This is a genomic window from Anabaena cylindrica UHCC 0172 (assembly GCF_034931625.1).
In the GTDB taxonomy this organism is placed as follows: Bacteria; Cyanobacteriota; Cyanobacteriia; order Cyanobacteriales; family Nostocaceae; genus Anabaena; species Anabaena cylindrica_A.
Genome location: NZ_JAYGGY010000112.1, coordinates 26,396 through 37,704, shown reverse-complemented (window position 1 = coordinate 37,704; position 11,309 = coordinate 26,396). Strand labels below are relative to the sequence as shown.

Annotated in this window: 8 protein-coding genes; 5 read left to right on the top strand and 3 right to left on the bottom strand. The window is 40.3% G+C overall.

Features of this window, described 5'->3' with window-relative positions:
- Positions 1-86 precede the first annotated feature (86 nt).
- On the bottom strand, positions 87-983 hold the full coding sequence (locus VB713_RS25010; RefSeq protein ID WP_323314199.1) for a LysR substrate-binding domain-containing protein: 897 nt from the start codon (positions 981-983) through the stop codon (positions 87-89).
- Positions 984-1,122: 139 nt separating this feature from the next.
- On the opposite strand from VB713_RS25010, the gene VB713_RS25005 reads away from it, so the two are divergent.
- The gene (locus VB713_RS25005; protein WP_323314198.1) at positions 1,123-1,857 is read left to right on the top strand and encodes an SDR family oxidoreductase; all 735 of its coding nucleotides are present in this window, start codon (positions 1,123-1,125) and stop codon (positions 1,855-1,857) included.
- Between the two features lie 63 nt (positions 1,858-1,920).
- On the opposite strand, the gene VB713_RS25000 is transcribed toward VB713_RS25005, so the two are convergent.
- Complete coding sequence (locus VB713_RS25000; RefSeq protein ID WP_323314197.1) at positions 1,921-2,106, bottom strand: hypothetical protein; 186 nt, start codon at positions 2,104-2,106, stop codon at positions 1,921-1,923.
- Positions 2,107-2,342: 236 nt separating this feature from the next.
- On the opposite strand from VB713_RS25000, the gene VB713_RS24995 reads away from it, so the two are divergent.
- Positions 2,343-3,563 (top strand): M20 family metallopeptidase, encoded by a 1,221-nt coding sequence (locus VB713_RS24995; protein ID WP_323314196.1) that lies wholly within the window; start codon positions 2,343-2,345, stop codon positions 3,561-3,563.
- Between the two features lie 151 nt (positions 3,564-3,714).
- Here VB713_RS24995 and VB713_RS24990 read toward each other — a convergent pair whose 3' ends face one another.
- Positions 3,715-5,682, bottom strand: a complete 1,968-nt coding sequence (locus VB713_RS24990) for a DNA polymerase III subunit gamma/tau (protein WP_323314195.1) — start codon at positions 5,680-5,682, stop codon at positions 3,715-3,717.
- A gap of 231 nt (positions 5,683-5,913) precedes the next feature.
- On the opposite strand from VB713_RS24990, the gene VB713_RS24985 reads away from it, so the two are divergent.
- From VB713_RS24985 to VB713_RS24975, 3 genes are all read left to right on the top strand, one after another.
- Complete coding sequence (locus VB713_RS24985; RefSeq protein ID WP_323314194.1) at positions 5,914-6,585, top strand: hypothetical protein; 672 nt, start codon at positions 5,914-5,916, stop codon at positions 6,583-6,585.
- Between the two features lie 249 nt (positions 6,586-6,834).
- Entirely contained in the window at positions 6,835-10,386 is a 3,552-nt protein-coding gene (locus VB713_RS24980) for a tetratricopeptide repeat protein (RefSeq protein ID WP_323314193.1), read from the top strand.
- Positions 10,387-10,436: 50 nt separating this feature from the next.
- Complete coding sequence (locus tag VB713_RS24975; protein WP_323314192.1) at positions 10,437-11,234, top strand: hypothetical protein; 798 nt, start codon at positions 10,437-10,439, stop codon at positions 11,232-11,234.
- Positions 11,235-11,309: the final 75 nt, after the last annotated feature.

Below are 11,309 nucleotides of genomic sequence, written 5' to 3'. Positions count from 1 at the left end.
AGGGACTTAAACAAATTGGGGCTTATATTGGCGATTTGAGGAGTTAGGCGATAGCTTCGCTCACCGCAGGCATCGCCTAACAACATTTACACATCGCTCAAGACATTCTTCAAGGATTGTCTTGCTAAATTGATAAAAGCATTAACGGCTGGCGATAGGTCTTTATAAAATGGATGAAGCGCGTTAATCTCAACTTTTTTAACATACCAATCTTGTAAAACTGGCTTTAGTTGAAAATTCTTTACTGCATCGATCGTTGCAAATATAGGTAAAACTGCTATCCCTTGATGAGCGATCGCGGCTTCTAATAAAATTGCCATATCATTACAAACTAATCGAGGCAAAACAGGAATTTCAGTCTGTAATGAACCTTGACAGAGTTTCCAGCTTTTTTTAAGAGTTTTAGTATTATCTAGCAGAATGTGATTTTGAAGATCCTCAGGGATTTGAGGATTGCCATGCTTTTCAAGATAAATTGGACTTGCAAATAATGCAGCAGTAGCTTGTCCCAAATGTTGCATCATCAATGAGCTGTCGGGTAACTTCCCTATCCTAATTCCTAAGTCAAATCCCTCTTCTATTAGGTCTATACGACGATTTGATAGCTCAACTTTGCATTGTACATTGGGATAAGAGTTTAAGAACTCGATCACGATTGCCCCTAAAAAAGCTTGTCCCAAAATATAGGAAGCCGTAATCCGTAGTAGTCCTGATGGCTGAGATTGGTAATTTTCCACCATACTATTCGCAACTTCTAATTCCTGAACAATCCGACAGCAATGGTCATAATAGCAGCGACCAATTTCTGTGAGATGGATACGACGAGTGGAACGTTGTAACAGTCGCGTGCCAAGCTGTGCTTCTAAACGAGATAGCGCCCTGCTAATTGAAGATTTCGGGAGTGTCAGGTTCTCCGCAGCCGCCGTGAGACTTCCCTGCTCCACAATCTTTGTAAAAATCATGATGTCATTAAGATTTTCCATAACACTTTTAGCTGGCGATAATAATCACTAGGATTGTTGCTTTTATGGAACAGTCTTTTCCGCAAACCCATCTTAATCTTTTGAGAACAAAAATCTAAAGTAGATGAATAACAAATAAAAATGACTGAGGATTAAGACTATGGCGACATTAACTGGAAAAGTGGCGATCGTCACCGCTTCATCTCGCGGTATTGGACGGGCTGTTGCTAAACGACTCAGTCAAGATGGCGCGGCCGTGGTAGTGAACTATGTTTCCTCCCCAGACAAAGCTGAGGTTGTGGTGCAAGAGATTGTATCGAACGGCGGACGGGCGATCTCAATTCAAGGTAGTGTGGCAAACAAAGCAGACGTTTTGCGTTTATTTGACGAAACTGAGCAGAAATTCGGGGCGATTGATATTGTGGTAAATGCGGCAGGAGTATCCATGTTTAGCCCCATTGCCGAATTAACCGATGAAGATTTTGAGAAAATATTTTCGGTCAATACTAGAGGTGCAATGTATGTCTTGCAAACGGCTGCCAAGCGCGTCAAAGATGGGGGGCGAATCGTTCAATTCTCTACAGCAGGTACGATGATTCCTATGGCTGCTGCGGGGCTTTATGTCGCAAGCAAGGCGGCGGGGGAACGATTTGCTTTTTGCCTTGCCAAGGAAGTAGCCCATCGTCAAGTAACAGTAAATGTGATATCCCCAGGTGCAACTGATACTGATGGACTCACTATGCCGAAGGAAGCTGTAGAACAAATCGTTCAGCAAACACCCTTAGGACGGTTAGGACAACCAGATGATATTGCAAGTGTAGTGGCCTTTTTGATTGGCGATGATGCTCACTGGATGACAGGACAGAATATTCAAGTCAATGGGGGAATTTTCTAGATATTCTTCAATAGACCTGTCCGAAAATTTAAAAAGCTGTCTGTGTCTTGCTTAGAGATAGTTTCAGTGAAAGCCAGAGTCAATGTAATAATGAGGGGTAGATATATTCGTACCACCTATATAAGCTTTATCCCCTTGAAATGATTGTTCGGCAGCAAACTTCTGTTGCTGATTACGAAACAAAGAAATATCACTTGTTTGACCCTTAACTCCTACTACCATATATACAATTTCTTTGGCTCCACGCATAGATACAACTTGGTTTTTAAAAGTATGTTATTTCTTCTTACCAGAAAAATATTTCTTTTGTTCCTTGTTGTTTCCAGGCATTTCTCTTGGCTGCTTCATGCTATCCACAATCAACTCAAATTCAAAAATTAACTACCAATCCTCACTCCTCACAGCATTTTCAGTTTCAAATTTAGTATACCTTATGGAGTAAGATAAGCTAAAGTTAACTCTATTTATATTTAGTTGTCTTCACAATGATTTCTACAATTCCAAATTCTTCTACTGAAAATCTTGCTAATGTCCGGTTGCAAATTCGCTCATTACAACCGCAATTGATAGAATGGAGACGACGCATACATCAAAAACCAGAATTAGGTTTTCAAGAAAAATTAACGGCTGAATTTATTTCTCAAAAGTTGCAAGAATGGGGAATAGAACATCAAACTGGAATAGCCGAAACTGGTATTGTCGCTATTATCAAAGGTGAAAAATCTCAGCATGGTAAAGTTTTAGCGATTCGTGCTGATATGGATGCTTTACCAATTCAAGAAGAAAATGAAGTTGCCTATTGCTCACAGCATAGTGGAGTGATGCACGCTTGTGGACATGATGGTCATACTGCGATCGCACTGGGAACAGCATACTATCTCCATCACCATCGTCAAGACTTCCCTGGAACGGTGAAAATTATCTTCCAACCCGCAGAAGAAGGGCCAGGAGGTGCAAAACCCATGATAGCCGCAGGAGTCCTCAAAAACCCGGATGTTGATGCCATTATCGGTTTACACCTATGGAATAATTTACCTCTGGGAACTGTGGGAGTTCGCGCTGGTGCATTAATGGCTGCGGTGGAATTATTTCACTGCAATATTTTCGGTAAGGGTGGACATGGTGCAATGCCACATCAAACCGTTGATTCAATTATAGTAGCAGCCCAAATCGTCAACGCCTTGCAAACAATTGTCTCACGCAACGTTAACCCCATTGATTCAGCAGTAGTCACAGTGGGTGAACTTCATGCAGGCACAGCAGTTAACATCATTGCAGACACTGCCAGAATGACTGGAACTGTTAGATATTTTAATCCTGAGTTAGCAGGGTTTTTTAAACAACGAATGGAGCAAATTATCACCGGAATTTGTCAAAGTCACGATGCCAGTTATGAATTGAATTATATTAATCTTTATCCCCCAGTAATTAATGATGCAAAAATAGCAGAATTAGTGCATTCTGTAGCAGAAGCAGTCATAGAAACTCCTGTAGGTATAGTTCCTGAATGTCAGACAATGGGAGGTGAAGATATGTCATTTTTCCTGCAAGAAGTTCCAGGTTGTTATTTCTTTTTAGGTTCAGCTAATGCAGCAAAAAAGTTAGATTATCCCCATCATCATCCCCGATTTGATTTTGATGAAACCGCTTTAGTCATCGGTGTAGAAATGTTTGTCAGGTGTGTAGAAAAATTTTTAATGGAATAATTGATTTTTGAGTTTCTCGTTCCCATAACTCTGTATGGGAATAAATTCTAAAGGCTCTGCCTTCTATGATCGCTATCAGTTACAGTAGAGGCAGAGCCTCTTTGATGGCATTCCTAGTCAGAGACTAGGAACGAGATAAAGCCCATTGAGTTTAATCATAGTCATAATCTGATTCATATATCTCAACTTCTGCTGAAGGTGTAGCATCAGATAAATCGAAAGTATCATCTGTGAAGCGGATGATTTCTCCAGAGAAAAAATTTGCTAGACTTTTAGCCGCATTGGCCACTTCGTCATTATCCCAAGTTGGCACAGGTGCTTGGGTTGGCGGGGGTGATAGGGTTTGGACGGGGGCTGTGTTATTCGCTACAGGTTCAGTTCTTGTAGGTTCTGGTGGTGGTTGATTTGGTTGTGGTATGGGCGCTGGTGCTGGTGTAGGTGGTTGAATTTGCTGGTTATAAGTGGGTGTTGTTGGTGGTTGTTGAACGCGAGTAGAATCTTGTGGGGAAGGATTTTTTCTGGCTGAGGTAGAACTTGATGAAGTTGCTAGTTCTAGCTTTACTTGGATTTCATGCTGAAAAGTCTTCTGAAAAGCTGCCTTCATCATTGGCAGATCAGATTTAAGGGTTTCGTACCATTTTAATCCTTTGACAGCAACACGCGCTTCATTACCATTAAATTCTATTAGCTGGCACATTTGCCCTAATAAAGCTTGTCGTGAAGGCATGGGAAAATTAGCACGCACTTGTTGCCAAACTTGAGTTAAGTCGTACTCTGATCCTGCCGCAACTTCCTGCAAAGGTGCGGTTTGATGTGTCACTATTGGAGGAGTAGCATATACAGGTTCTGGTGGTGGTGTAGCTGCTGCTGAATTGTGATTTACTTGGGTATAAGCTGGTGGTGTAGCTGTTGCTGAATTGTGATTTGCTTGGGTATAAGTTGGTGGTGGTGTAGCTGGTTGGTAAGAAGTTGGAGATACCGCAGGTGTATTTACTTGCTGGGGAATACTGGGCGCTTGTGGCTGAATATTGGCACTGGGTAATAAGCCGAGTAATGTGACTTCTAACCACAAACGGGGCTGGGTGGTGTTTTTCAGTTGGACTTCTGCGGTTCTGAGGTGTTGCTGTCCGCGTAAAATGGTGGTTATGTCTAACCTTTGGGCAAAGTTAATTAGTGTTGTCCAGGTTTGTTGAGTACAAGCAACTAAATCTTGACGATTTGGGGCGGTTTTGGCTATGAGTAAATCTCGATAGAAGGCGGCGAAATTTTGGAGAATTATGATGGGTTCTCTGCCGCGATCTAGGATTTGTCTGGTAGAGTCTAGCACGATTTCGGAATTATCTTGAGCGATCGCATCTAACAAACCCAATAAATCTTTTTCACTGACTGAACCCACTAAATCCCACACTTGATCTGGTGTTACTTCCCCAGCCACCAAAGCTAATTGATCTAATAAACTTTCAGCATCTCGCAAGCCACCCTGAGCAAGTTGTCCTACTAAGGTGATAGCATCAGGTGAAATATGAATATTTTCTTGGGAAGCAATATGGCTTAAATGCTTCACCATTGCATCTAACTGAATCCGTCGAAAATCGAACCTTTGACAGCGAGAAATAATTGTTGGTAATACGCGCTGGGGGTCGGTTGTTGCCAAAACGAAAACAATATGCTTGGGTGGTTCTTCTAGTGTTTTTAATAACGCATTGAATGCTGCGGTACTTAACATATGACATTCATCAATCACATAAACCTTGTACCGACACTGCACAGGGGCAAATTGTGCCTTTTCAATTAATTCTCTGATATTATCGACACCAGTGTTACTAGCAGCGTCGATTTCTATGACATCGAGGGAATAGCTTTTAGCAATGCCTTGACAACTATCACAAACTCCACATGGTTCAGCAGTTGGCTTGTCGCTTTTAAGACAATTTAAAGATTTTGCCAAAATTCGGGCGCTAGAAGTTTTCCCCGTACCTCTAGGGCCAGTGAATAAATAGGCAGGGGCAATTTTAGAAGAGCTAATCGCATTGGTGAGGGTAGTAGCGATCGCTTCCTGTCCCACCAATTCAGCAAAACTTTTCGGGCGATACTTGTGGTGTAGGGGTTCGTAAGACATGGAGAGAAATTTCAATGCCCTTGATAGTTAATTCGTAGCACCGAGTCGAGTTCGGGGTTTAACTATTTTAACAACTCATGGCGATTTCCCCTTGAGAAAAAATATGACTAGTAAATTTACTTAGTTTAAATAAAATAATGTAATTTTTATGATTTATAGTTCCTGGCTTCTAGTCAAGAATGGATAGCGGCTTGTCCCCCAACATCGCTAAAATTTGAGAAGCAACACTCAATGGTGCAGCAGATGCTCAAGCGGCTAATTCAGTGGCTGAAAAAATTTTTTCAGCCGTTCTTTCGTAACAACCAAAATTTCATTCCAGTCACACAAGATGTGCAGAAAGAAGTAGCACCACCGCTAAGTGATACGGATTTAGAATTTCTGTTTACAGAACTTTTGGCAGGAGTTCATCAAGCTAGAGGCCAGGCTTGGGCGCAAAACTGGCTACATAAAATTGAGCATCGCATCACAACTCAACGCTGGCTAGACTGGTTAAAGCAATTTGGTGAAAAATTATTAACATCACGTACACCCAATAATGAATTAGCGGCGCGGTTAGTACAGCTAGGTGAGTTAGACATTGGTGAAATTGGCGACCTTGCCTATGATATTGGTATGCAGTTGTTGACACGCAATCAAGGTGAACCGATTTGGGAATATGACGGGCCAGATACTATCAGTCAAGTTACTTCAGAGTCAATCACCTACGTGGTATCAACAGAAGCAGATGATGGGAATTTTCTAGAGGAAGACTACCAAACTCTGACCTGGGATGAATTGCTTGTGATGTTGCAAGATGATCAAAATCTCCGTCAGCAAATTGCCCAAGATTTGGCAATTGAAACTGATGATCCGGAAATTATTATCCAGACACTCTTGAATCAATCCCAGACATCTGTTGAGTAGTACTGAGTACCGAGTACCGAGTACCGAGTACCGAGTACCGAGTACCGAGTATTGAGTATTGAGTATTGAGTATTGAGTACCGAGTATTGAGTACTGAATAGTAGAAGTAATTTCTGGTTACTGAATAAAGTTTTGTATAGTTTTTATGACTATATCAAGGCAGTATAGGCTACTTATCAGGTCTGTTAGGTGATTCATGATTTTTTTGACACAACGATGGCTACAATCTAGGAGAAAGAAAATCCAAGAATGTGGCAAATGCTCAGGTGGCTATTGCAGTGGCTTAACAGTTTTTTGAAGTACCCTTTTGACAGTCGTCGGACTCATAATGCCGACGCTGATAAGGGATATAGGGTGGTAAACTCTCCACCTGAATTAACCAATGCGGATCTGGAAGTTTTGTTTAACCAGCTGCTGGAAGGTGTGCATCAAGCACGAGGACAACAATGGGCGCTGAAGTATTTGCAGCGGATGGAACCTCGGATTAGTGTTGAGCGCTGGATAGATTGGCTGCTGATATTTGGTGAAAAATTGTTAGCTTCACCAGCACCAAATAGTCAGATAGCAACGCGGATGGTGCAACTAGGTGAACTAAATGTCGGCAGAGTTGGTGAACTTGCGGCTGAAATTGGTATTCAATTATTGAGGCGTGATTTCTTAAATCAAGAGTATGTATCAAATTCTGAGCCAGTCGAGGTGACAGCCGCAGCAGTAAAGCCACTGGAAGAAGAGACTCCAGGGCAAAAATTACTGCGAGATTTGGGTGAAAAGTTATGGGAACATGATCATGAAGAAACTGTCAATACCTCAGCAGCATCCCCAATATTGGAGCAAATATGGGTTAACTCAGAAGAATTGAGTTATGAAGATGCCCAAGCAGATTTATCTGAGGCTGTGGTTTTTGAGTATGTTGGGGAAGAAGCCTCAACTGTTGAGGAATTAGACCAAGTTGCAACTTCTTCTTTAACAGAGAGTTGGAATCGATCGCTTGTGAATTTAGAACCGCAGGTTGCACAGACTCTAGATGAGTTGGTGGTGCGGTTGGAGCAAAGTACTAATTTAGTTCAACAACTGGCTTCGGAACTAGCAATCCGTGAAAGCCAAGCCATGATTGAGCGACCATCATTTCAACTAACTGTGACTAACCAGGCTCAAGCGTGGTTTTACCAAGGTTTGCAGCAAGCTAAATCTGGTGATTTATTGGGAGCATTAGCTTTTTATAACCAAGCTACTAAAATGCAACCAGAAGATCATGAATATTGGTTTAACCAAGGGTTGACGCTATTTCATTTACAACGGCTTGAAGAAGCGATCGCATCCTATGACCAAGCTCTGAGTCTAAAACCTGATTTCCACAAGGCCTGGTACAACAGGGGAGGTATTCTAGGGGAGTTTGGAGACTTTGATAATGCGATCGCTTCTTTTGATCAAGCTATCCAATTTAAACCCAATTACCAAGAAGCTTGGTCTAGTCGCGGTTTAGCACTTCTAAAGTTAGGACTAATTTGGGAAGCTATTTCTAGTTATGATCAAGCCTTGAATTTACAACCCCACGACCAGGAAACTTGGTATTACCGGGGGGTAGCCCTAGCGGTGGGTGAACAATACGAAGATGCGATCGCCTCATACAACCGAGCTATAGACATCCAACCCGACTATCACGAAGTCTGGATTGATCGGGGTGTGGTCTTATTCAATTTAAAACGCTGGTCAGAAGCCATTGAATCCTGGGATCAAGCCCTGGCAATTCAACCAGATGTCTACTTAGCCTGTTACAACCGAGGCATAGCCTTAGAGAACCTAGGAAGACGTGAAGAAGCCATCACTTCCTATCAACAAGCCATAACCATCAAACCTGACTTTCACCCCGCCTGGTACAACCAAGCCGTAGCCCTATTCTACTTAGACAGATTTCCCGAAGCGATCGCTTGCTATGATAGCGCCTTAGAAATCAAACTAGACTACTGGGAAGCGTGGCTAGGTCGTGCTGGAGCCGTTGCTAACTTAGTTAATGACAAATTAACCCTGAATATACCCAGTCGCATCGCTGCATCCAATTCAGCCCTCAATCAGCGTGGCTATGAAGGTAAATTAGCCACATATCAAGAAGGGTTAAAATATCTTCGTCCCGATACCCACCCCGAAGGTTGGGGAAGATTGCATCTAGCAATGGGTAATACACACTATGAACAAGGTAAAAAACAACCCATACCCCGCTATTTTTGGCAAAAAGCAGCATCTGAATACCAACAAGCACTATTAACTCTCACAGCAGAAGATTTTTCAGAATTGCATCTAGATGTTTTGCAATCTCTGACCAAAGTACTCGTAGGTTTAGGACAAACAGCATCAGCCCAAGAAATACAACAACAAGGACTAGATTTATTACAACAATTACTCAATCAAACAACCCGTCCTCAGCAAAGTAAAAAACAACTAGCTCTCAAATTTGCAGGCTTAACGCAATTAGCTGTTGATTTAGCAGTAAATGTTGGTGATTTAGTAGAAGCTTGGGAAATTGCCGAACAAGGTAAAAATACCTGTTTGAAATTATTGCTTTCTGCTGGAAATGAAGAAATTTATTTCCCCAACTATGACGCAATTCAACAACTACTTAATCCCACAACAGCAATAATTTACTGGCATCTCAGCCCAGCAGCTTTACACACATTTATTATTAAAGACCAAGCCCCATCTCCTATTCTCTTATTAACACCAATACAAGATGTAGAAGCCATACCTGAAGCAGTACAACGTTTAATTGAATTTGAAACCTGGTTAGAAGATTGGCAAAAAGAATATCAGGGATATCGCCAAAATCAATATCCAGAAAATGACCACAATCATTCCTGGAATTTTGATATGGAGCAGAGGTTATTAAAACTGCAAAATATTCTGAATATTTCCACAATTATTCAGGAACTTGAAGGTATCACTAACCTAATTTTAATTCCCCATCGTGATTTACACAAATTGCCTGTTCATGCACTGTTTCCTCTTCATCAACCAGATCTACTAAATTACACCATTAATTATTTACCCAGCATTCAAATAGGTCTTGATCTAAAAACAAATTCATTATCAAATTGGCAACAACAAAAATTTCTGAGTGTAGAAAATCCCGCAAGCGCAGATAATAACGAGTTTTCTGAGTTGGCATCGTTAATTGTCAGACAGATGTTTGATTATGCCCAACATATGAAAGGTACACAAGTTACCAGAGATAATTTAGAAAATGCTTTAGTGGCAGATTACAACATCTTTCATTTTACTGGACACGCTATTAACAATTTGAGTGAAGTCCAAAAATCTGCTTTGGTTGTAACAGGGGAAGAAAACCTGACTTTAGAACAAATTTGCCAGCATAGTTTCACCAACTACAATCTTTTTACCTTCACAAATTCTGAAAATATTAGTAATAATATTCAGAATATCAGCAGTGAATATGTAGGTTTAGCAACTGGTTTGTTAAATGGAGGTGTTCCCTATGTGGTGAGTACAATTTGGACTGTAGAATCATCAGTAACGAATTTAGTAATTATAGAGTTTTACCGCAGATTACTTACCCATCATTCACCAGTTATATCCTTAGCTGAAGCAACAACTTGGCTGAGAAACATAACGGTTGCAGAACTAATCGCATGGTATGAAGATTTATTGCATAATTTGCATTCAGAAGAATTCCAAATCAAGAACTATGTAACCACACAAATTTATAACCATAGCAAATTAGCATCTCACACACAGCCTTACAGTAATCCTTATTATTGGGCAGCATTTATCATTACAGGATGTAATTGAACAAGGAAAGATTGAGTTGGTAACAAAGTCACCCTGATTCCATTAACAAAATGAAAAATGAATTGGTATTGCACAATAACCCTTTTGGTGAAATCTTTTTTTCTGGATTACTCACCATAGGACTTACAGTTTCTGGACTGGCTATTACTTATTCAACTTTACCGAGAAATTTTGTATTTTCCTGTAACAGAATTGCTGTAAATAATCCTAGTTGTAATTTTAAAGAAAACGAATTATGGCTAGGACTAAAACAAGAAACTTTTTTAGAGGGAATAAATGCAGCAATTGTAGCTACCCTATCTGGAGAAAGTAATGATGATCAATATTTGGTAAAATTGAAAACTGACTATGATCATTTTACTCTTATTGGCTATGAATCAGAAGATCAAGCCCAGAGTATAGCATCTCAAATTAATGGGTTTATTACCAATAAAACCCAAAATAGTTTTCAACTAGAATTTTCTACACAACTAAAAGTAAGACAACTATTACTGGGATTATTGTTTTTCAGTCTCGGTATGGGATTTTTAATTCTTATAATTGTCATTCCTTATTACAGAAATATAACTTTTGATAAAATTACTAATAAAATCATAATTCGGCAAAGAGGCTTACTCAAAAATAAGGTAATTGAACACCAACTTAGTGAAGTTATGGAGGTGATAAAGGAGGACAAAATTGATAAAAGTGATGATATTACAACTTCCTATATCTTATTGATGTCTGGAGGTGAACGTATATCTTTATCTTTATATTATGGTCAAGATTGGAAAAGTGAATTAGAAATGCTGGAAAATCTAGCTACTTTCCTAAATCTTAAAATTACACATCAGCAAATTAAGGTGTGAGATGTTCAGGAACGCGGCAGATCGGATAATACAAAGAACAAGTTCAAAGCCTCTCCCCGCAAGCGAGGAGGGGAA

Bases quoted from the DNA above. Each gene is read 5' to 3' on its own strand.
- VB713_RS25010 (WP_323314199.1), bottom strand. From the start codon at position 983: ATGGAAAATCTTAATGACATCATGATTTTTACAAAGATTGTGGAGCAG.
- VB713_RS25005 (WP_323314198.1), top strand. From the start codon at position 1,123: ATGGCGACATTAACTGGAAAAGTGGCGATCGTCACCGCTTCATCTCGC.
- VB713_RS25000 (WP_323314197.1), bottom strand. From the start codon at position 2,106: ATGCGTGGAGCCAAAGAAATTGTATATATGGTAGTAGGAGTTAAGGGT.
- VB713_RS24995 (WP_323314196.1), top strand. From the start codon at position 2,343: ATGATTTCTACAATTCCAAATTCTTCTACTGAAAATCTTGCTAATGTC.
- VB713_RS24990 (WP_323314195.1), bottom strand. From the start codon at position 5,682: ATGTCTTACGAACCCCTACACCACAAGTATCGCCCGAAAAGTTTTGCT.
- VB713_RS24985 (WP_323314194.1), top strand. From the start codon at position 5,914: ATGGTGCAGCAGATGCTCAAGCGGCTAATTCAGTGGCTGAAAAAATTT.
- VB713_RS24980 (WP_323314193.1), top strand. From the start codon at position 6,835: ATGTGGCAAATGCTCAGGTGGCTATTGCAGTGGCTTAACAGTTTTTTG.
- VB713_RS24975 (WP_323314192.1), top strand. From the start codon at position 10,437: ATGAAAAATGAATTGGTATTGCACAATAACCCTTTTGGTGAAATCTTT.